The sequence below is a fragment of the Bacteroidota bacterium genome (assembly GCA_016195025.1).
Classification (GTDB): Bacteria; Bacteroidota; Bacteroidia; order Palsa-948; family Palsa-948; genus Palsa-948.
In genome coordinates this window covers 48,887-69,583 of sequence record JACQAL010000068.1, presented here as the reverse complement: position 1 = coordinate 69,583, position 20,697 = coordinate 48,887, and the positions used below count along the sequence as shown (strand labels likewise).

The window sequence follows — 20,697 nt, the reverse complement described above, 5'->3', positions numbered from 1 at the left end:
AAGATGAAAAAGTTTCTTTTACTTTTTTATTTTTTTATTCTCATAATTTTTTTTTCAATCGCTCAACCTATTTTGGATTCTCTTGAAAAGGTAATGAAAGGTTTGCCGGAAGATTCTTCAAAGGTTGATATGCTGAATATACTTTGCTGGAATTATCTTACTGTAAATATCAATAAAGCATTTTTATTTTCTGAAGAAGCAATTTCACTTTCAAAAAAAATAGGATATAAAAAAGGACTTGCGAAAGGATATGTGTTGACGGGAAATATTTTTTATGAAAAAGGAGAATTGCAGAAAAGTATTGAGGAATATCACAAAGGATTAAAAATACGTGAAGAGACAGGTGATAAATGGGGAACAGCCGGTGTTTACGGCAACATCGGTCATCTTTATGGCTTGATGAAACAATTTGACAAAGCGATTGAGTACCAGCAAAAATCTTTGAGCATGTTTCAGCAGATTGAAAAAGAAAATCCATCTAAGGACAATCAGTTCAGCATTGCGGAATGTTTGATGGATTTAGGAGGTATTTATAAAGAGTTGAAGCAATATGATTCAGCAATGAAAAATTTTCAGCAAGCGCTTTTTATCTATGAAAAAGACGGTTACATGCCCAGCATTATCTGGTCAATGAATGAAATGGGCGCGCTTCTTCATTTGATGGGAAAAAATACAGAGGCGCTGGAGTATGATAAAAAGACGCTGGACATAAGCAGAAAAACAGGAGATAAAAAATCCGAATCAGATGCCTGTTACAACTTGGCTATAATTTATTTATCAGAAAATAATTTTGACAAAGCAATTGATTTTGCAAATCGCTCTCTGGAAATTGCCGGAGAGAATTCGAATAAGGAAAATATAAGTTTGTCATACCAACTCCTTTCGAAAGCATACGAAGGGAAAAAAGATTTCAGAAATGCGTATGAGAATTTTAAACTGCATACACAGGTAAAAGATTCCATGTTTAATGAAGAATCTTCAAAGCAAATCACCGAAATGCAAACAAAATATGAAACTGAAAAAAAGGAACAGCAAATCAAATTATTGAATAAAGACAAAGAACTTCAGAATTCCCAGCTTAATAGGCAGAAAATAATTATCTGGTCAGTTGCCTTTGGTTTGCTGATCGTAGTAATACTTTCAGGATTTATTTTCAAAGAGAGAAGAAAGAGTGAAAAACTCTTGCTGAATATTCTTCCCGTTGAAACAGCAAAAGAACTAAAAGCAAAAGGCAAGGCAGCTCCCAAATATTATGAAAATGTAACTGTAATGTTCACCGACTTTAAAGGATTTACAACCATTGCAGAAAAACTTTCTGCTGAAGAATTGGTAAACGAATTAGATTTTATATTCAAAAAGTTTGACGAAATAATTTCCAAACACAACATTGAGAAAATAAAAACTATTGGCGATGCGTATATGTGTGTAAGCGGGTTGCCAATTCCAAACTCAAATCATGCAGAAGAAATTCTAAAAGCAGGACTCGAAATTCAATCATGGATGAAAGCACAGAATAATAATTGGAGTTTGCGAATTGGAATTCATTCTGGTCCGGTTACTGCAGGAGTAGTTGGAGATAAAAAATTTGCTTACGATATATGGGGAGATACTGTGAATGTTGCAAGCAGGATGGAATCTTCATGCGAAGCAGGAAAAATAAATATTTCAGGAGCAACGTATAATCTCATGTCACACATCTCATATCTCAATACTGTTTTCAGAGGAAAAATTCCTGCCAAAAACAAAGGCGATATTGAAATGTATTTTGTTGAGCAAAAAATTTATATCTTTATCTTCTTTTTCTTACTCTGACCATTCTCCGAAACTTTTTCCGATTCTTTGATTGGTTTTCTGAAAACAATTTTATCATCAAACACATCCATCACCCAATCTGTGAAATGATAAATATCAGGTAAGAATGGCAGATAGGATTTTGGAAGAGTGACGATTTGGCTATGAAGAAAGAAGAAACAAGACAAAAAAGCGTGCTAAATAAAACGTTTTACAACTCTCAACCTGTGCGTATATTTTTTCAGATCCTCATTATAAATTCCCTGGTGGTCGAGTTTATCTATGCGAACTTTTCCTGAGGCGTGAATAATTTTTTCATCGCCAAGTAAAATTCCAACGTGAACAATTCTTCCTTCTTCGTTGTCAAAGAAAGCGAGGTCGCCTTCTTTGGCTTCTTCGAGAAAACTCAAAGTAGTTCCTTGCTCGGCTTGCTGGTGTGCGTCACGCTTTAATTTTATTCCGCAGAGTTTGAAAACCATTTGTGTAAACCCGGAACAATCTAAACCGAAAGGTGAGCGTCCGCCCCAGAGATAAGGAGTGTTTAAATACCATTTTGCAATTTCGGACAACCCCCTTTCATCCCCCTTTTTTAAGGGGGAATTTTTTGCAAAGGGAAAAGTTGCCTCTCCTTCGAAAGAATATTTTTCTTTTCCAAGATAAAATTCTTTGTTAGAAAATTTCGGGAGTGAACTGCCGAGTAAAATAGAAATCATTTTTCCGTTTTCGCCTTCAGCTAATTGAACTAAGTCCGTAGAGACAGCAGTAGTAGAATCATTTATTCCTTTTACATTCAGAGGTAGGAATTGTTTTTTATCTATCCAGCATTCGTAGCCGTCATACGCAATGCGGATTAATGTCCAGGATTTTTTTTCTTCGAGAACTTCAAAATGTTCTCCGAATAATAATTGTGTAACCATTTCGGATTTATCCGAAGGTTCTTTTCGGCAGGGAACTATAGAGAGATTACAAATTCCGTACATCAAACATTTTCGATTACCATCGCGCTCGCACCTCCTCCTCCATTACAAATTCCCGCAGCGCCATATTTTGCTTTGTTCTGTTTCAAAACATTTATAAGTGTTACAATAATCCTCGCGCCTGAACAGCCGAGCGGATGCCCGAGAGAAACCGCGCCTCCGTTCACATTTACTTTGCTTGCATCAAGTTTCATCTTTTGCATATTTACAATTCCCACTACGGAAAATGCTTCGTTCAGTTCAAAATAATTTATGTCAGACATTTTCAGATTTCCTTTTGCAACTGCTTTCGGAACGGCAAGCGATGGAGTAGTGGTGAACCATTCAGGCGCTTGTTCCGCATCTGCATAAGAAACAATTTTCGCTATGGGTTTTAATCCAAGCGCAGTCATTTTTTCTTTGCTCATCAAAACAAGTGCAGCAGCTCCATCATTCATCGTTGAAGCGTTTGCCGCAGTAACAGTTCCGTCTTTTGTAAACACCGCGCGCAGCTCAGGAACTTTCGCGAAGTTTACATTCTTGTATTCTTCATCTTCTTTAAATAAAATCGGATCGCCTTTGCGCTGGGGAATTTCTACCGGAACAATTTCATCGTTGAACTTTCCTGCCTTCCATGCATTCGCAGAGTGCGTGTAAGATTCTATAGCGAAGTCATCCTGTTCTTTTCTTGAGATGTTGCATTCCTTCGCGCACAAATCGGCAGAAACGCCCATTGCGTTATTGTGATACACATCGGTCAAACCATCTTTCGCAAGCCCGTCAATCATCGAAACATTTCCATATTTATTTCCCCAGCGCAAATTTTCAGAATAGAACGGAACCGAACTCATATTTTCCATTCCACCTGCAACAATCACATCCGCTTCGCCCAATGCAATTGTTTGCGCGCCCAGCATAATCGCTTTCATTCCCGATGCGCAGACTTTATTTACCGTAGTGCAAATCACGCTGTCGGGAAGCCCGGCAAACTTTGCTGCCTGACGAGCAGGTGCTTGTCCGAGATTTGCCTGCAGAACACAGCCCATAAAAACTTCCTGCACTACTTTCGCGTCTAATTTAATTTTCGCTAGCGCGCCTTTAATTGCAGTTGCTCCGAGTTTTGTTGCTGAAATATCTTTCAATGAACCGCCAAAACTTCCAAGCGGAGTTCGCACTGCGGAAACGATAAACACTTCTCTCATAAAATTATTTTTTTCAGTTTTAGAATTAAAATTTCTGTCCGAATATAGTGTTATTTTTGTTGCAGGAAATTTATGAAAACAAAAACGCTCCGGAAAAATAAAGTCAATGTAATTACACTCGGTTGTTCTAAAAACTTAGTGGATTCTGAAGTATTAATGGGTCAGTTGAAAGCGAACAATTTTGAAGTTGAATATTCAGATGAATTAAGCGACAGTAATATACTGGTTATTAATACTTGCGGATTCATTGAAAATGCCAAGCAGCAATCCATTGAAACGATATTAAATTGTGTGGATGCAAAGAGAAAAGGAAAGGTTGAAAAAGTTTATGTGACCGGATGTTTGAGCGAGCGCTACAAAGATGATTTGCAAAAAGAAATTACTGATGTGGATGCATGGTTCGGAACGAAAGATTTGCCGCGACTTCTCAAAACTTTAAAAGCAGATTACAAACATGAACTGATTGGAGAGCGATTGCTCACTACCCCTGTTCATTACGCTTATTTAAAAATTTCAGAAGGATGCGACCGCCCTTGTTCTTTCTGTGCGATTCCGATTATGAGAGGCAAGCATGTTTCAATTCCAATAGAAAAAATCATTGAAGAGACAAGAAATCTTGTGAAGAACGGAACAAAAGAAATTATTCTCATCGCGCAGGATTTGACTTACTACGGTTTAGATATTTACAAGAAAAGAAATCTGGCTGAACTGCTGGAAAAACTTTCGGATGTAAACGGGCTGGATTGGATTCGTTTACATTACGCCTATCCAAGTGGATTTCCTTTGGAAGTTTTGGATGTGATGCGAGAAAAGAAAAACATTTGCAACTATCTCGACATTCCGCTTCAGCATATTTCGGATAATATGCTTAAGTCAATGCGCAGGGGAATTACGAAGGAAAAAACAATTGAGTTGGCGGAAACTATTCGCGAGCGCGTTCCGGGCATTGCAATTCGTACTACGCTCATTGCAGGCTATCCGGGAGAAACCAAGCAAGACCACGAGGAAATGCTGGAGTGGATAAAGGAATCAAAGTTTGAACGGCTGGGAGTTTTTACTTACTCGCACGAGGATGATACGCACGCATTCACGCTGAAGGACGATGTTCCGCAGAAAGAAAAACAAAGGCGAGCGGATGCAGTGATGAAAGTCCAGCAGAAAATTTCTGCCGAGTTAAATAAGAAGATGATCGGAAAAACTTTCAAAGTATTGTTCGATAAGAAAGAAGGAAACTATTTCATCGGCAGAACGGAATTTGATTCTCCTGATGTGGATAACACCATTCTTGTGGAGGCCTCACCCCGGCCATCTCCGAAGGATAGTGAGCAAAAGCAAGTTTATGTTCGTATTGGAGATTTTGCAGAGGTAAAAATTATTTCTGCAAAGGAATATGATTTGATCGGAGAAGTTGTAAAATGAAATTCCACCACGTATCATTAGAAAAGACAAATCATTTTTCAAAACTGTTTCTTGATTATATCAACCAAGAGAAAAATCTTTCTTCTTTCTATAAGTATTCTCCATCTGCAGATTCTTTTTCCCAGGCAATAAAAGATATTTCTGCTCTTAAGTTCAATCGTAAGTTGTTGGTAGATGTAATTACTGAGCAATATGCTAAGACGAGTAATTGCCAACTGCCAACTGCCAACTGCCAACTTCTTCTTGACGAGAAAACATTTACAGTTTGCACCGGTCATCAATTGTGTCTCTTCACCGGCCCGCTGTATTTTATTTATAAAATAATTTCTACAATTAATCTTGCTGAGGCGTTGAAGAAAAAATATTCTGCTTATAATTTTGTCCCTGTTTACTGGATGGCAAGCGAAGACCATGATTTTGTAGAAGTGAATCACATCAATCTTTTCGGAAAGAAGATCGAATGGAATAAAAAACCAGGCGGACCTGTCGGGAAATTTTCTACAGCAGGAATTAGTGAAGTGATTTCAGAGTTGAAATCTCTTTTGGATGATTCAAAAAATGTGGCAGAGTTGATTGCTTTATTTGAGAATGCATATCTGAATCATTCGGATTACGCTTCTGCAACAAGATATTTAGTGAATGAACTTTTCGGCAAATACGGTTTGGTTATTCTCGATGCGGATGATAAGCGTTTGAAAAATGAATTCAGAGAAATTATCAGAGACGATATGTTCAATCACACCAACTTTAATCTCGTTAATGAAACAATTGCTCAGTTAAAAAATAACGGATATGATGCTCAGGTAATACCGAAGGAAATAAATTTTTTTCTTCTATCAAAAAAATTCCGAGGATGGATTGATACTGCAAAAGTTCAGTCAGAACCTGAGGAGTGGAAAAAGAAGCTTGTCGAAGAAACAGAACGATTCAGCCCGAGTGTGATTACCCGCCCTTTGTATCAGCAAAAAATTTTTCCCAACCTTGCTTATGTTGGCGGTCCCGCTGAGATTTCATATTGGCTGGAGTACATAGTCATGTTCGATCATCATAAAATATTTTTTCCGGTTTTAATTCCGCGCAACTTTGTTCACATAGATAATGAAGAGACATCCGAAACAGAAATTTTTAAAGGAGAACTGCAGGAACGCCATGATAATTTCATTCCTTTTTATTTGAAGCATGGTAGAAATCTTTTTGATGAATTGAAAGGAAATCTGAACCCGTTTGATTTTCGGTTCACTATTCTATCAGAAAAGGAATAGTTGTAATTGCTACATTTGGACAATGGAAAATACTCTCTATAAAACCTATTATGAATCTCCTGCGGGACTTATGGAGATCATGGCGAATGATACAGGAGTTACTTCCATTTTGTTTGTGAAGAAACGCGTTGGACAAAGCAAGAACAATGAGCATACGACAGAATGCCTGAAACAACTTCACGATTACTTTAATAAAGAAAGAAAAACATTTTCCGTTTCGCTAGATCTGATAGGAACTGATTTTCAGAAAAGAGTCTGGAATGAACTGCTGAACATTCCTTTTGGAAAAACAATTTCTTATTTGCAACTCGCAATTAATCTCGGAGATAAGAAATGTATTCGCGCAGCGGGAACTGCGAACGGAAGAAATCCTGTTTCAATTATTGTTCCTTGTCACCGTGTGATTGGTTCGAATGGAGATTTAGTTGGCTATGGCGGAGGATTGGATAAAAAGAAATTTTTATTAGAACACGAAGGCGTATTAATTCAACAAGAACTTTTTGCATGAGTAAAGATTTAGCAAATAGAATTGTAGATAAAATGTACGACAACGACTGGTTCAGCCAGTGGTTGGGTATTGAGCGTGTATTAATTGATCAAGGTCATTGCATTTTGAAAATGAAAATCAGAAAAGAAATGCTGAACGGTTTTAGCAGTACGCACGGTGGAATTACTTTTTCATTTGCTGACAGCGCTCTTGCATTTGCTTCCAACGCACATGGACGGTTAAGCGTTGCGCTGGATTGTTCTATTTCTTTTCCAGTCGCGGTGAAAGAAGGTGATGTGCTCACCTGCGAAGCGAAACAACTTTCTCTCACTGCTAAAACCGGAACCTATTTGATTGACGTTAAAAATCAGAAGAACGAAAGTGTGGCATTCTTCAAAGGAACAGTTTATCGCACAAGCAAAGAATGGTTTCCTGAAAATAAATAATTATGAAAAGTGCTTATATCATAGACGGAATAAGAACTCCCATAGGAAATTTCGGAGGAACACTTTCTGTTGTTCGTCCCGATGATTTGGGAGCAATCGTTTTGAAAGAACTTCTGAAAAGAAATTCTTCCATTGATCCGAAGGAGATTGGAGATGTAATTCTAGGTTGTGCAAATCAGGCAGGAGAAGATAACCGTAATGTTGCGCGTATGAGTTTGCTTCTTGCCGGACTTCCTTATTCTGTTCCGGGAGAAACCGTAAATCGTTTATGCGCTTCAGGATTATCGGCAAGCATTTCTGGCGCACGAGCAATTATGGTTGGCGATATGGATTTAGTAATTACTGGCGGAGTTGAAAATATGACGCGTGCTCCATGGGTGATTTCAAAAACTTCTACGCCTTTCGGAAGAGACGCGCAAATGTTCGATTCAAGTTTCGGATGGAGGTTCATTAATCCGAAGATGAAAGAAAAATATGGTACAGATGGAATGGGAGAGACCGCAGAAAATTTAGTAGAGCGTGATAAAATCTCCCGTGAAGATCAGGACAAGTTCGCTCTTTGGTCTCATCAGAAGGCAACCGCTGCTCAAAAGAAAGGAAGATTCAAAAAAGAAATTATGGGAGTTGAGATTCCTCAGAAGAAAGGAGAAGTGAAATTATTTGAGAACGATGAATTCATCAAACCCGATACTTCGATGGAAATTCTTTCCAAACTCAAACCCGCTTTCAGAAAAGACGGCTCAGTGACTGCAGGAAATTCTTCCGGACTGAACGATGGTGCCTGCGCAATTCTTCTGGCTTCTGAAGATGCGATCAAAAAATATAATCTCAAACCGAAAGCAAGAATTGTTTCTTCCGGAGTTATCGGTGTTGAACCACGCATTATGGGAATTGGTCCGGTGGAAGCAAGCAATCGCGCTCTGAAAAAGGCAGGACTGACATGGAAAGACATTGATATCATTGAACTCAACGAAGCTTTTTCTGCTCAGTCACTTGCCTGCACACGTTCGTGGGGATTGGCAGATAACGATTCAAGAATAAATCCGAATGGTGGCGCAATTGCTCTCGGACATCCTCTCGGAATGAGCGGAGCAAGAATTCTGAACTCTGCTGCGATTGAATTGCACGAGCAAAATAAAAAGTATGCGCTGGTTACTATGTGCATCGGAGTAGGGCAGGGTTACGCAGTTGTGATTGAGAAAGTATGATCTACAAATTCAAAAAATATATTCCAGTCATTCATAAATCTTCTTTTGTTCATCCGCTTGCTTCGGTGACTGGGAATGTGACCATCGGCAAAAATGTTTTTATCGGTTCAGGTTCTGCCATTCGCGGGGATTTCGGGGAAATAATTATTGAAGACGGCTGCAATGTGCAGGAGAACTGTATCATTCACATGTTTCCTGGTGTGACGGTGCGTTTACAAAAAGGCGCGCACATCGGTCATGGAGCAATTATTCACGGAGCGCAGATTGGAAAAAATGTTTTAGTCGCAATGAATTCGGTAATAATGGACAATGTGGAGATTGGTAATGACTGTATCATTGGTGCACTCTCGCTCGTTACAGATGGAATGAAAATCCCAGAGAGAAAACTTGTAATCGGCAATCCGGCAAAAATTATAAAAGATGTTTCGGATGAAATGCTGGAATGGAAAACAGAAGGAACAAAAATTTATCAGCAGTTAACAGAAGATTGCCTTGCGCAGATGAAAGAAGCAAAACCTTTAAGAGAAGCTACTGCTAAAAAAGAAAAACAGAAATCCAATTATAATACATGGAAGAAAACAAAATCATGAAAAAGTTTTTTCTTTTTATCATTTTACTGTTTTCGCTGCACTGTTTTAGCCAAACTTACAGCTTTACCTATCAAAGTATTCTTCGCAGTTATATTGTTCATCTTCCAACCGGATATACTTCGAGCATAAAATACCCGATGATAATTAATATGCACGGCTATACTTCCAATGCTTCGCAGCAGGAAGTATATTCGCAAATGGACGCAGTAGCGGATACAGGAAAATTTATTGTGGTTTACCCCGATGGAGTGAACAAGGCGTGGAACGCAGGATTCGGAACAAATCCGTCTGTGGATGATGTCGGGTTTCTTTCCATGATGATTGACACGATGAAGAAAAATTTCAGCGTTGACTCCACAAAAGTTTATTCCTGCGGACTTTCGAATGGAGGATTCATGAGTTTTCGACTTGCATGCGAACTGGAAAATAAAATTGCAGCCATCGCTCCGGTTTCCGGATTGATGTCTGATAGTACAAGAATATTTTGCCAGAGCATTTGTCCCATTCCCCTGATGTATTTTCATGGCACAGCTGATGGTATTGTTAATTACAATGGCATGTCTCCCGGATATGTTTCTGTGGATTCAACAATAAAAATATGGGTGGGAAAAGATGCTTGTCCGCAAACTCCCTTTGTTACAAATGTTCCTGACATAAATCCTGCGGATAACTGCACCGTTACAAAATATGTTTACAGCCCCGGGCAAAATAATTCTGAAGTTGTATTTTTCAAGATTACGAATGGCGGGCACACCTGGCCGGGCGGAGTTCCAGTTCCGAGTTTAGGAAATACAAATGAAGACATCAATGCAAGCGGAGAAATCTGGAATTTTTTTCGAAAGCATAGTTTGCAATGCGGAGCGAATGGAGTGGAGGAGAATTATTTTTCGGAAGAGATAATTGTATATCCTAATCCATCATCGGATTTTTTTTCTCTGCGAATTACAAATCCTTCCGAATTACGAATTACGGAGGTAAGGTTGTTTGATATTTATGGAAAAGAAATATTAATTGAACCTATTCGTAATTCGAACTCATTCATAATTCGTAGTAGTAAAGGAATTTATTTACTGAAAGTAAAAACTGAAAATGGAATTTCAATTCATAAAATAGTAAAGGAGTAATCATGCAGGAAAATATTTTATATATGAAAAATTTCCCCAATCACTTGCGCTCGCTTGAACCGACAGCAAAAGGGAAATGGGGAAAGATGAACGCACAGCAAATGGTGGAACATCTCACAGATTCCACGCGCGTGGCAACGGGAAAAGAATATCAGAAAAAAGAATTAACGGAAGAACTCACAGAAAAAGCCCGCAAGTTTTTTCTCGGCGATAAACCTTTCCGCGAGAATACGACCAATCATCTTCTCCCGGTTCAACCGAATCCAGTCCGTAATTTGTCTATGGAAAATTCAATAAAAGAATTTGAAACGGAGTTGAATGAATTTTTTTCCATGTTTGAAGATTCACAGCGCACTACAATAAATCCTTTCGCGGGTAAATTTAATTTTGAGCAATGGGTTCACTTGCTTCATAAACATTTTCAGCATCACGCAAAGCAATTCGGGTTATCAGAATATTAAAACCTGATTCCTATTACCTGAATATCATCCACCTGTTCCAGGTTTCCTTTCCAGTTTTCTAAAATAGAAGAAAGTTTATTTTTCTGCTCTGTCATTTGTTGTTTGTGAATGTTCAGAAAAGTTTCTTTTAGTTGCTTCGAAGAAAACTTTTTCCCTTTGGGTCCGCCAAACTGGTCGGTGAAACCATCGGTATAAAAATAAATGATGTCATCTTCGCGGTAATCCATTTTCACTTCGTTAAATACTTTGCACCCCGTTATCATTCCACCGAGTGTATGTTTGCTTCCTTTTAGTTCAGTCATTTCTTTGTTGCGAATGAAAACAGCCGGACGTTTGGCAGAAGTAAAAGTGAATTCCTTTTTTGCCTTATCCACTTTCAGCAAAGATAAATCCATTCCGTCCTGAACAGAATGCTCGTGTTCTTTCTGCTGTTTCAAAGTAATGTTGATGAAATTATCGAGCACCAAAAGAATTTGCGATGGCTGTGTTATTTTATTATCAACGATTGTCTGATTGAGCAAACTGCTTCCAATAACTGTCATCATCGCGCCCGGCACTCCGTGGCCTGTGCAATCGGCACATACAATAATATAATTATCTCGGTTAATTTCATAAAACCAAAAGAAATCTCCGCTTACAATATCACGCGGCTTATATAAAATAAACGAAAGAGGGATGCTTCGGTAAATTGTTTCTTCATTTGGTAAAACAGCATGTTGAATTTTTTTTGCATAGTTAATTGAATCAGTAATATCTTTATTTTTTAATTGAAGTTCTTTGTGGCTTGCCTCCAATTTATTTTTTTGTTCTTGAATTTGTTTTTCTGCGCCTGTTCTTGTATTTAATATCTGTGTTAATCCGTAAACGATGAGGGCGAAAGGAATAAGAGTCGCAAAATAACTTTCCTTCAAAAACTGCTCCGGTGGAATTGTGTAGTTAAAAATTTTATATCCGGTACTGGCGTTTATCGCTCCAAGGGAATATTGAAGAATAATAAAAATTGTAATTCCCAATCCCCACTTTTTTCCAAGAACAAAAAACACAAGAATTATAGAAGTGATAGACCAGAGTATGCCATCTATTCTTGGTTCATATTTATTTATATATCCGTTTGCAATGTGCATTACTATTTGCATGAACACAAACAGGTATCCTGCATATTTCACATTTTTTGTTTTCTTGAGAATAAATAACAAACTGGTGATAGAAGGAATAGCGAAACAAGTAGTGAGATAAATTTCCCATGTATTATGATTGGCAATTACACTGCCTGTGAACATACATCCCATCACAAGAAGAAAAACTGAATAATCAAACATTAATTCAATTCGCGCCTTTTCAAAAACATCATCTGTGTTAGCAAGTGCACTGCCGATAAAGTAGTTTTTGAATTTTTTGAAAGGATTCATCAGAGTATAAAGGTAGAAAAAGACAAATTCATAAGAAGGATTTTTTACCTTTGGAATTCTAAAAATATTCCTATGACTACCGCTGCAAAAATTTCTCTCCGTAAATTAGAAAACTACGCCCTCGGAAAATTTATTTCCGGTGAAGGCGAAGGACAAGTTTTATACAACGCCATTACGGGAGAAGAAATCGCAACAGCTTCTTCAAAAGGGCTTGACTTTGCGAAGATGTGCGAGTATGCACGAACTGTTGGCGGACCGAAACTCCGCACACTAACTTTTCACGAGCGGGGATTAATGTTGAAAGCGCTTGCGATGCATTTGATGGAGAAAAAAGATTTGTTCTACAAAATTTCCTGGGCAACGGGTGCAACAAAAATTGATTCTTGGGTAGACATTGAAGGAGGAATCGGAAATCTTTTTGCGTATTCATCTTTGCGCAGGCAATTTCCCAATGAAACTTTTTGTGTGGAAGGCGATGTAGCAAAACTTTCAAATCAAAATACTTTCATCGGACATCACATCTGTGTTCCGAAAGAAGGCGTTGCCATTCACATCAACGCATTTAATTTTCCCGTATGGGGAATGCTCGAAAAAGTTGCGGTGAATTGGTTTGCGGGCGTTCCCGCCATTGTGAAACCCGCAACGATAACTTCTTTTCTCACTGAAGCAGTAGTAAAAGAAATTATCGCGAGCAAAATTCTTCCCGAAGGCGCACTGCAATTAATTTGCGGAAGTGCAAACGGAATTCTTGACTATACAATGAATCAGGATGTAGTGACTTTTACAGGAAGCGCATCAACAGGAAAAATGCTGAAGAGCAATAAAAGATTGATTGAAGAATCTGTTCACTTTAATATGGAAGCCGATTCGTTGAACTGCTGTGTACTTGGTTCTGATGTTTCTCCGGACAAACCCGAGTTTGATATTTTCATAAAAGAAGTTGTAAGAGAAATCACAACCAAAGCAGGACAAAAATGTACAGCAATAAGAAGAATTATAGTTCCTGAAAATCGTGTGGAAGAAGTTAGAACTGCTTTAGGAAAAAGATTAGCATCAAATATCATTGGCGATCCGAACGTGGAAGGAGTTCGCATGGGTTCACTCGCGGGAATGACTCAGTTAAAAGAAGTTAAAGAAAAAGTTGAACAACTTTCCAAGTCGCAAAAAATAATTATTGGCGATTTTGAAAAGTTTGAAGTGAAAGGCGCAGATAAAAACAAAGGCGCGTTCATGCCTCCGATAATTTTCCTGAATGAAAATCCATTTAAAAATATTGATTGCCACAATGTGGAAGCATTCGGTCCGGTTTCAACTTTAATGCCTTACAAAAATATTGACGAAGCAATTCAGTTAGCGAAAATGGGGAAAGGTTCACTTGTGAGTTCAATTATTACTGGTGATGATAAAATAGCCAAGCAATATGTGCTTGGTTCTGCATCGATGCACGGAAGAATTTTAATTCTCAATTCCGATTGCGCAAAAGAAAGTACGGGCCACGGTTCTCCTATGCCGATGTTGGTTCATGGTGGTCCAGGGAGAGCGGGCGGAGGAGAAGAAATGGGTGGCAAGCGCGGAGTGTTTCATTATTTGCAGCGCACCGCCATTCAAGGTTCGCCAACTACGATTACAAACATCACGAATCAATATCAGATTGGCGGAAAATATATTCATACGGATGTTCATCCGTTCAGAAAATATTTTGAAGAGTTGCAAGTGGGTGAAACTTTAATTACAAAAACTCACACTGTTTCCGAAGATGACATCATCAACTTCGCTGAACTGAGCGGGGATAAATTTTACGCGCATCTTGAACCTGATTCTTTAGAAGGAACAATTTTCAAACGCACGGTTGCTCACGGATATTTTATTTTGTCGCGTGCAGCGGGGTTATTTGTTGATCCTCCGAAAGGACCTGTTCTTCTTAATTATGGTTTGGATGAATGCCGTTTTACAAAACCAATTTATCCGGGAATGACAATCGGAGTTCGTTTTACCTGCAAAGAAAAAATAGAAAATGACAAAGGATTGAAAGCCGCTAACGGTGAAGATGTAAAAGTTGGAATTGTAAAATGGGTTGTGGATATTTACGATGCAAGTTCAGAAGAAATCAGAAAAAAATATGAAGTGGATTTAACCATGGGAGATACTGTAGGCATTGCAACCATTCTTACGATGGTAAAAAAGAAAAATCAGAATTAACTTTTCTTTTTCACTTCTTTGTAATACCCGCACACTTCTTTCATCACACACTCTTCGTGTTTCGGATTTGTCGGTCTGCAAATTTCTCTTCCTAAAAATGAAATCGCCATTCCAATTTCTCTCCAATCTTTTTCAGGAAGTGTTTCCATAATTTGCTTTTCAATTTTCTTCGGATCAGTGCCAGTAGCGATTCCTAAACGCGGTGCAACTCTTACAACGTGTAAATCCACAATCACGCCTTCGGCTTTCTTTCCTGTCTCGCGCATAATTACGTTTGCGGATTTTCTTCCGATGCCTGTGAGTGCTGTCAATCCATCCATTGTCAGAGGAATATTTTTGTCTTCTTTTACTGTCTTTGCAAGATTCATCAGCCACTTGGTTTTGTTTCCAAAATTTCTAACGCCTGAAATATATTTATGAAGCATTTGCTCATCAGCTCTCGCCAGCGAAGGTATATCTAGAAATGCTTCGAAGAGCGGAATCGCAACCTGATTTATATGCCGGTCAGAATCCTGCGCGGATAGAATCACCATCACCACCAGTTGATACAAATTTTTGTAATCGAGCGGATGTTTTTTGCCTTTGTATTTTTTAATGAGCGGCTGAACCGCTTCGTGCCAGTTAATTTTCATTGTATATTTTTTTAAAATGGCTTCAAAGATAAATTGATAATTTTATCTCCTGAAAAAAATTTATGTGGCTCAAAGGCGCTCCTCCTGAAAAAGATTATTACGCAGTGATTTTTATTTCTACCAAAGAAGAAGATTTAACTGGCTACTATGAAATGGACAATAAGCTAATGGAGCTTGCGCAAACACAAATTGGATTTTTAGGATGGGAAAATGTGAAGAAGGATAATCAAAGTATTTTTATTTCTTACTGGGAAAATATGGAAGCGATAAATAACTGGAGAATAAACTCCACGCACTTAACTGCCAAAGCGCAAGTGAGCAAATGGTATAAAAGATATTTAAGCCAGATTTGCAAAGTGGAACATTCAAAACTTTTTGAAAAATAATTTATGGAGAACGGAAAAGCAGAATCAAAAATTGAAAACGGAATCGCAACGATTTCTTTTTTTCATCCGCAAAGCAATTCTCTGTCTGGAGCAATTCTTAGAAAACTGGCATATGAAATTACTTCCGCAGGAAATAATTCAGAAGCAAAAGTTATTATCTTGCAAAGCGAAGGAGAAAAATCTTTTTGTGCAGGAGCTTCATTTGACGAACTCATGACAATCAAGAATTTTGAAGAAGGGAAAAAATTCTTTTCCGGATTTTCTTTTGTGATTAACGCCATCCGCAAAGTTCCAAAGTTTGTAATTGTCCGCGTGCACGGAAAAGCTGTTGGAGGTGGAGTGGGGCTTGCTTCTGCTGGAGATTATACGTTAGCGGTGAAAGACGCTTCTATTCGTTTAAGCGAACTCGCTTTAGGAATTGGCCCGTTTGTAGTTGGTCCTGCAGTGGAAAGAAAAGTTGGAACATCGGCTTTCACTGCGCTCACAATAAATCCCACCGAATGGAAAGATGCAAACTGGGCTCGTGAAAAAGGATTGTATGCGGATATTTTTTCTTCCGTTGCTGAATTAGATAATGCGGTTCAATCTCTCGCGGAAAAACTTTCGCAAAGCAGTCCTGAAGCAATGGCTCAACTGAAAAAAGTTATGTGGGAAGGAACAGAAAACTGGGATACACTCCTCATCGAGCGCGCGGAAATGAGCGGGCGTTTGGTTCTTTCGGACTTTACGAAAAAGTATATTGAGAAGTTCAAAGCAAATCCTCGAAAAGCGAATTAGTACGAAAAATACGAAAGAGAAGAATGGCAGTTGTTTCGTATTTTTCGTATCGTTTCGTTTTTCGAAGATTAAAAAATACTAATTCACCACCGCCAGTAGTGAATATTTTTTCCCATACTCCAGCATTTGCTGTACAAAGTCAGAAGGATATTCAATTTTCACATCGGTGATTTTATCTCCGCTCATCACTGGAATTAATTTCGGCTGGATGAAACCCGCATAAGGTGCAATTCCAACTTTGTTGTAGCGGTCAAGGACTTCTTTGTGAAGTTCGGCATCCACTTTCACTCCGTAATTCTCTATGAGAGTTTTTCCAGCGTTGTAATCGCCTTCCGATTTTATGCGCTGCACTTCTTTCAATAATTCCCCGAAGAGCGTGCGGAGTTTTTCGTAATCGTTAATCACAAAATAAGTTTTTCCTTCGGGAGATTTTTTCCGTTCAATCACATTATCTTTTTTTCCTTTTTCATAGCACCACGCGGCAATCATCTGCCGGTTGCGCATATGCGCTTCTTCAATGTTGTCGCCTAATTTCAACCGCGCGAGCTGCACGAGCAAACCGTTCGTGATATAATTATCGTATTCCGCTTTTCCGACTTCAAGCGAAGGCATCACGCCAATCTCAATTAATTTTTTGTCGAGAATATAATAGAGCGCAACTAAATCCGCGCGCCCTTCTTCGAGAGCGTTCGCATAATTTTTCAGCGTTTCGCTCGGGTCGCCAACGCCCGGATTAATTTGTCCAGAGGCGTGACCAATCACTTCGTGCATATCGGTGTGAAGCGCTCCACCCAGCGCGCCAAATTCTTTCACGCGCTTGTTCATTTCGGGATTAATGTAAAACTCATCGAGCAGCGAAGGAGATTTTGCTTTTTCGTATGCGTAAACAATATTTCCAAGGTTCACCGATTTGCTTCCGTGCTGCTGGCGAATCCAGTTTGCGTTCGGAAGATTAATTCCAATCGGAGTAGTGGGAGCCGATTCCCCCGATTCAACCACCGTGAGAATTACTTTCGCGGAAATTCCTTTTACGTTTTTCTTTTTATGTTCCGGCTTCAACGGAGAATTATCTTCGAACCACTGTGCCTGTCCGCCAATTGCCGCAATGCGTTTGCTCGCTTCAAAATCTTTTACCGACACAACGGATTCAAAACTTCCTTTTCTTCCCAGCGGGTCGCCATACACTTCAATGAAACCATTCACCACATCAATTGCCGATTCCGTATCGTGAACCCACGCGATGGAATACTCGTCAAATTTTTTCAAGTCGCCTGTTTTATAAAACTCGATGAGAAGTGTGAGTGCTTTTTTCTGCGCGTCATTTTCCGCTATGGCGCTTGCTTTTTCCAGCCAGTAAACAATTTTATCGAGCGCGCCCGAATACATTCCACCCACTTTCCAAACTTTCTCCACCACTTTTCCATCCACTTTTGTAACTTTTGAATTCAGCCCGTAGGAAACAGGAGTTTTATCATCGGGCTTGTTCATTGATTTGTAAAACTCGGTAACTTCTTTTTCATTCACGCCTTCGTAAAAATTTGTTGCCGAGGATTCCACCAAATCGAATTTAGTGTCGAGGTTGACTTTTTTCGCGGCAACATTCGGGTCGAAAATGATGGGAATTATTTTCGCGATGAACGCATCCAGTTTTTCGTGAGGCGCCAAAGGAAGCTCCATATCGCTGGAATTTTTAATCAGCTCTGTAAAATATTCTTTCGAACATTCAGGAAGAAATTTTTGCATTCCATAGTGGTGGTGAATTCCATTCGAGAACCATACGCGCTTTGCATACACCATAAATTTTTTCCAGTCGGCTGATTTTTTATCACCCTTGTAAGTGGAAACAATCGCTTCCAAAGTTTTTCTCACAGTGAGATTGTATTTATAATTCTGGTCCCAGAAAATATCTCTTCCCGCAAGCGCGGCTTCATATAAATAATAAAGAAGTTCTTTTTGCCTGAGCGAAAGTTTTTCAAAGCCCGGAACCTGGTAGCGGAGAATTCGTATGTCGGCAAACTGCTCGACATTGTATTTGAAAGTGTCGGCAGCAACAGCCGGAGTGGTTGGCTTCGGATGTTTCTTTTTGCTTGTCTGGCTGAATGAGAAAAGAAAAATTGTGACGATTAAAGTGAGAGCGGAAAATAATTTCATATAGTGATTTTAGTTGGCAAAAATAAAAATTAATTCGAACGACTTTTTACTTTTTCAAGTCAATATCTTATGATTCTACGAATGCTTTGTAGTTCCAATGGATAGATTATTTTTACGCTTAGAATTATGCGTGAAACAGAAACCAAAATTAAAATCTCCGAAGAAATTCTTCTTCGAGCGTTTGAGTTGATGTGCACCGCGAAGGCGATGACGGAGATTTATGATAAGAACGCGCAGTTCACTTCCAAATATGTTCACGCTACTTCGCGCGGGCACGAAGCAGTTCAACTCGCGCTTGGCTTGCAGTTGAAGCCGCAGGATTGGCTCTCGGCTTACTACCGTGATGATTCCATTCTTCTCGGAATCGGAATGCAGCCGTATGAATTAATGTTGCAGTTGATGGCGAAACGCGATGATCCTTTTTCAGGAGGAAGAACTTATTATTCTCATCCGAGTTTGAATCGCGATGATATGCCGAAGATTCCGCATCAATCTTCTGCAACAGGAATGCAGGCGATTCCCACTACGGGAGTTGCGATGGGAATTCAGTATAGAGAAAAAGTTTTTCCGCCAACGGATGAAAAAGAAAAAGGAGTAGTTGTTTGTTCTCTCGGTGACGGTTCAATCACTGAAGGTGAAGTTTCTGAAGCATTCCAGATGGCAGTATTGAAAAAACTTCCTATACTTTATTTTGTGCAAGATAATGACTGGGATATTTCCGCGCACTCGGATGAAATCCGCGCGCAGGATGCAACTGAATTTGCAAAAGGTTTTCACGGACTGGAGACACGAAGCATTGACGGAACAGATTTTTTTCAATCCTATAAAACAATTCAGGAAGTTTTGGAAATCATCCGTAAAGAAAGAAGACCGTTTCTCATTCACGCGAAAGTTCCGCTGCTGAATCATCACACATCGGGAGTTCGTAAGGAATGGTATCGCGAGGACTTGGAAGAACAAAAACTCCGTGACCCGTTTCCTCGCTTCAGAAATAAATTAATCATTGAAGGATTTGATAAAGATGAACTGAACGCAATTGAAGAACGCGTAAAGAAAAAAGTGGAAGAAGATTACAAGCGTGCAAAAAATTCTGAAGACCCGCGCCCCGAAGATTTATTCACTCACGCATTCGCGCCAACTCCTATCACCGAAGAAAAAGGCGAGCGCGAACCTAAGGGAAAAGAAAAAAAAGTGATGGTGGATTCTGCTTTGTTTGCGATTCGCGAATTAATGGAGAAACATAAAGAATGTTTGCTCTATGGACAGGATGTTGGAAAAAGATTAGGCGGAGTTTTCCGCGAAGCAGCAACGCTTGCAGAAAAATTTGGTGATGAAAGAGTTTTCAATACTCCGATTCAGGAAGCATTTATTGTTGGAAGTACCGTTGGAATGTCTGCGGTCGGATTGAAACCAATTGTTGAAGTTCAGTTTGCAGATTATATCTGGCCGGGATTAAATCAATTGTTCACTGAAGTTGCACGCTCGTGTTATCTCACCAATGGAAAATATCCGGTAAGCATGATTCTCCGCGTACCGATTGGCGCATACGGAAGCGGTGGTCCGTATCATTCTTCCTCGGTAGAAAGTATTGTAACAAACATTCGCGGAATAAAAGTTGCGTATCCATCTACAGGCGCTGATTTGAAAGGACTGATTAAATCTGCTTACTACGATCTGAATCCCTGCGTGATTCTCGAACACAAAGGACTTTACTGGAGCAAAATAAAAGGAACGGAAGATGCAAAGACGGTTGAGCCGGATGAGGATTATATTATTCCATTTGGGAAAGCGAGGATTGTACAATCTGCAGAAAAAGATGCAAGCAAATCTTCGATAACAATTATCACTTACGGAATGGGCGTTTACTGGGCGAAGAACGCTTCCAAAAAATTTCCGGATCGCATAGAAATTATTGATTTGAGAACTTTAGTTCCGCTCGATGAAGAAACTGTTTTCAATTCCGTTCGGAAACATTCACGTTGTTTAGTTGTGACAGAAGAACCGCCACAGAATTCTTTTGCGCAGGCGCTGGCGGGATTTATTGCAGAAAAATGTTTTGAATCGCTCGATGCTCCTGTGCGGATTATTGGCTCGGAAAATCTTCCCGCCATTCCGCTCAACTCCACGCTCGAAGCCGCCATGCTTCCCAATGCGGAGAAGGTGGCGAAGGCGATGGAAGAACTGCTGAATTACTAAG

18 protein-coding genes are annotated in these 20,697 nt (G+C 39.3%); 13 read left to right on the top strand and 5 right to left on the bottom strand.

Annotated elements, in window-relative coordinates; translation table 11 throughout:
* The first annotated feature begins 3 nt into the window (after positions 1 to 3).
* Positions 4 to 1,812: a tetratricopeptide repeat protein gene (locus HY063_13390; protein ID MBI3502779.1), complete on the top strand. Its 1,809-nt coding sequence runs from the start codon at positions 4 to 6 to the stop codon at positions 1,810 to 1,812.
* A 176-nt stretch (positions 1,813 to 1,988) separates the two neighbouring features.
* Here HY063_13390 and HY063_13385 read toward each other — a convergent pair whose 3' ends face one another.
* Together HY063_13385 and HY063_13380 are read right to left on the bottom strand one after the other, a co-directional pair.
* Positions 1,989 to 2,771 (bottom strand): C40 family peptidase, encoded by a 783-nt coding sequence (locus HY063_13385; protein ID MBI3502778.1) that lies wholly within the window; start codon positions 2,769 to 2,771, stop codon positions 1,989 to 1,991.
* Entirely contained in the window at positions 2,771 to 3,949 is a 1,179-nt protein-coding gene (locus HY063_13380; protein MBI3502777.1) for an acetyl-CoA C-acyltransferase, read from the bottom strand. Before HY063_13380 ends, HY063_13385 begins: the two co-directional genes overlap by 1 nt.
* Before the next feature lie 72 nt (positions 3,950 to 4,021).
* On the opposite strand from HY063_13380, the gene rimO reads away from it, so the two are divergent.
* Genes rimO through HY063_13340 form a run of 8 tightly spaced genes read left to right on the top strand, consistent with a single transcriptional unit; the run spans position 4,022 to position 10,946 of the window.
* Positions 4,022 to 5,368 (top strand): 30S ribosomal protein S12 methylthiotransferase RimO, encoded by a 1,347-nt coding sequence (rimO, locus tag HY063_13375; GenBank protein ID MBI3502776.1) that lies wholly within the window; start codon positions 4,022 to 4,024, stop codon positions 5,366 to 5,368.
* Positions 5,365 to 6,630 (top strand): bacillithiol biosynthesis cysteine-adding enzyme BshC, encoded by a 1,266-nt coding sequence (gene bshC / locus HY063_13370; protein MBI3502775.1) that lies wholly within the window; start codon positions 5,365 to 5,367, stop codon positions 6,628 to 6,630. The genes rimO and bshC overlap by 4 nt, the downstream gene beginning before the upstream one ends.
* 22 nt (positions 6,631 to 6,652) lie before the next feature.
* The gene (locus HY063_13365; protein MBI3502774.1) at positions 6,653 to 7,138 is read left to right on the top strand and encodes a methylated-DNA--[protein]-cysteine S-methyltransferase; all 486 of its coding nucleotides are present in this window, start codon (positions 6,653 to 6,655) and stop codon (positions 7,136 to 7,138) included.
* The gene (locus HY063_13360; GenBank protein MBI3502773.1) at positions 7,135 to 7,563 is read left to right on the top strand and encodes a hotdog fold thioesterase; all 429 of its coding nucleotides are present in this window, start codon (positions 7,135 to 7,137) and stop codon (positions 7,561 to 7,563) included. The genes HY063_13365 and HY063_13360 overlap by 4 nt, the downstream gene beginning before the upstream one ends.
* A gap of 2 nt (positions 7,564 to 7,565) precedes the next feature.
* The gene (gene pcaF / locus HY063_13355; protein ID MBI3502772.1) at positions 7,566 to 8,771 is read left to right on the top strand and encodes a 3-oxoadipyl-CoA thiolase; all 1,206 of its coding nucleotides are present in this window, start codon (positions 7,566 to 7,568) and stop codon (positions 8,769 to 8,771) included.
* Positions 8,768 to 9,361 carry a transferase hexapeptide repeat family protein gene (locus HY063_13350; protein ID MBI3502771.1) on the top strand — a complete coding sequence of 198 codons (594 nt, stop codon included), beginning with the start codon at positions 8,768 to 8,770 and terminating at the stop codon, positions 9,359 to 9,361. Before pcaF ends, HY063_13350 begins: the two co-directional genes overlap by 4 nt.
* On the top strand, positions 9,358 to 10,485 hold the full coding sequence (locus tag HY063_13345) for a T9SS type A sorting domain-containing protein (GenBank protein MBI3502770.1): 1,128 nt from the start codon (positions 9,358 to 9,360) through the stop codon (positions 10,483 to 10,485). The genes HY063_13350 and HY063_13345 overlap by 4 nt, the downstream gene beginning before the upstream one ends.
* A 2-nt stretch (positions 10,486 to 10,487) precedes the next feature.
* Positions 10,488 to 10,946 carry a hypothetical protein gene (locus HY063_13340; protein ID MBI3502769.1) on the top strand — a complete coding sequence of 153 codons (459 nt, stop codon included), beginning with the start codon at positions 10,488 to 10,490 and terminating at the stop codon, positions 10,944 to 10,946.
* Here the strand turns inward: HY063_13340 and HY063_13335 are convergent.
* Positions 10,943 to 12,355, bottom strand: coding sequence for a SpoIIE family protein phosphatase (locus HY063_13335; GenBank protein ID MBI3502768.1), 1,413 nt, complete (start codon positions 12,353 to 12,355; stop codon positions 10,943 to 10,945). The two genes, HY063_13340 and HY063_13335, sit on opposite strands and share 4 nt — an antisense overlap.
* 72 nt (positions 12,356 to 12,427) lie before the next feature.
* Between HY063_13335 and paaZ the strand changes: the two genes are divergently transcribed.
* A complete protein-coding gene (gene paaZ / locus HY063_13330) occupies positions 12,428 to 14,554 on the top strand; it encodes a phenylacetic acid degradation bifunctional protein PaaZ (protein MBI3502767.1) in 2,127 nt (708 codons plus the stop codon).
* On the opposite strand, the gene HY063_13325 is transcribed toward paaZ, so the two are convergent.
* Positions 14,551 to 15,186, bottom strand: a complete 636-nt coding sequence (locus tag HY063_13325) for an endonuclease III (GenBank protein ID MBI3502766.1) — start codon at positions 15,184 to 15,186, stop codon at positions 14,551 to 14,553. The genes paaZ and HY063_13325 overlap by 4 nt on opposite strands.
* Before the next feature lie 62 nt (positions 15,187 to 15,248).
* Here HY063_13325 and HY063_13320 point away from each other — a divergent pair, with 62 nt between their 5' ends.
* Together HY063_13320 and HY063_13315 are read left to right on the top strand one after the other, a co-directional pair.
* On the top strand, positions 15,249 to 15,572 hold the full coding sequence (locus HY063_13320) for a DUF4188 domain-containing protein (protein ID MBI3502765.1): 324 nt from the start codon (positions 15,249 to 15,251) through the stop codon (positions 15,570 to 15,572).
* A gap of 3 nt (positions 15,573 to 15,575) precedes the next feature.
* A complete protein-coding gene (locus tag HY063_13315; protein MBI3502764.1) occupies positions 15,576 to 16,349 on the top strand; it encodes an enoyl-CoA hydratase/isomerase family protein in 774 nt (257 codons plus the stop codon).
* 78 nt (positions 16,350 to 16,427) lie between these two features.
* Here the strand turns inward: HY063_13315 and HY063_13310 are convergent, their stop codons facing one another.
* The gene (locus HY063_13310; protein MBI3502763.1) at positions 16,428 to 18,500 is read right to left on the bottom strand and encodes a dihydrofolate reductase; all 2,073 of its coding nucleotides are present in this window, start codon (positions 18,498 to 18,500) and stop codon (positions 16,428 to 16,430) included.
* Positions 18,501 to 18,626: 126 nt separating this feature from the next.
* Here HY063_13310 and HY063_13305 point away from each other — a divergent pair, with 126 nt between their 5' ends.
* On the top strand, positions 18,627 to 20,696 hold the full coding sequence (locus HY063_13305; GenBank protein ID MBI3502762.1) for a tungsten formylmethanofuran dehydrogenase: 2,070 nt from the start codon (positions 18,627 to 18,629) through the stop codon (positions 20,694 to 20,696).
* Position 20,697: the final 1 nt, after the last annotated feature.

Coding starts and splice junctions, on each gene's coding strand:
- HY063_13365 (MBI3502774.1), top strand. CDS start 6,653: ATGGAAAATACTCTCTATAAAACCTATTATGAATCTCCTGCGGGACTT.
- HY063_13340 (MBI3502769.1), top strand. CDS start 10,488: ATGCAGGAAAATATTTTATATATGAAAAATTTCCCCAATCACTTGCGC.
- HY063_13350 (MBI3502771.1), top strand. CDS start 8,768: ATGATCTACAAATTCAAAAAATATATTCCAGTCATTCATAAATCTTCT.
- HY063_13315 (MBI3502764.1), top strand. CDS start 15,576: ATGGAGAACGGAAAAGCAGAATCAAAAATTGAAAACGGAATCGCAACG.
- HY063_13320 (MBI3502765.1), top strand. CDS start 15,249: ATGTGGCTCAAAGGCGCTCCTCCTGAAAAAGATTATTACGCAGTGATT.
- HY063_13380 (MBI3502777.1), bottom strand. CDS start 3,949: ATGAGAGAAGTGTTTATCGTTTCCGCAGTGCGAACTCCGCTTGGAAGT.
- paaZ (MBI3502767.1), top strand. CDS start 12,428: ATGACTACCGCTGCAAAAATTTCTCTCCGTAAATTAGAAAACTACGCC.
- HY063_13335 (MBI3502768.1), bottom strand. CDS start 12,355: ATGAATCCTTTCAAAAAATTCAAAAACTACTTTATCGGCAGTGCACTT.
- HY063_13360 (MBI3502773.1), top strand. CDS start 7,135: ATGAGTAAAGATTTAGCAAATAGAATTGTAGATAAAATGTACGACAAC.
- HY063_13325 (MBI3502766.1), bottom strand. CDS start 15,186: ATGAAAATTAACTGGCACGAAGCGGTTCAGCCGCTCATTAAAAAATAC.
- HY063_13305 (MBI3502762.1), top strand. CDS start 18,627: ATGCGTGAAACAGAAACCAAAATTAAAATCTCCGAAGAAATTCTTCTT.
- HY063_13390 (MBI3502779.1), top strand. CDS start 4: ATGAAAAAGTTTCTTTTACTTTTTTATTTTTTTATTCTCATAATTTTT.
- rimO (MBI3502776.1), top strand. CDS start 4,022: ATGAAAACAAAAACGCTCCGGAAAAATAAAGTCAATGTAATTACACTC.
- HY063_13310 (MBI3502763.1), bottom strand. CDS start 18,500: ATGAAATTATTTTCCGCTCTCACTTTAATCGTCACAATTTTTCTTTTC.
- bshC (MBI3502775.1), top strand. CDS start 5,365: ATGAAATTCCACCACGTATCATTAGAAAAGACAAATCATTTTTCAAAA.
- HY063_13385 (MBI3502778.1), bottom strand. CDS start 2,771: ATGTACGGAATTTGTAATCTCTCTATAGTTCCCTGCCGAAAAGAACCT.
- HY063_13345 (MBI3502770.1), top strand. CDS start 9,358: ATGAAAAAGTTTTTTCTTTTTATCATTTTACTGTTTTCGCTGCACTGT.
- pcaF (MBI3502772.1), top strand. CDS start 7,566: ATGAAAAGTGCTTATATCATAGACGGAATAAGAACTCCCATAGGAAAT.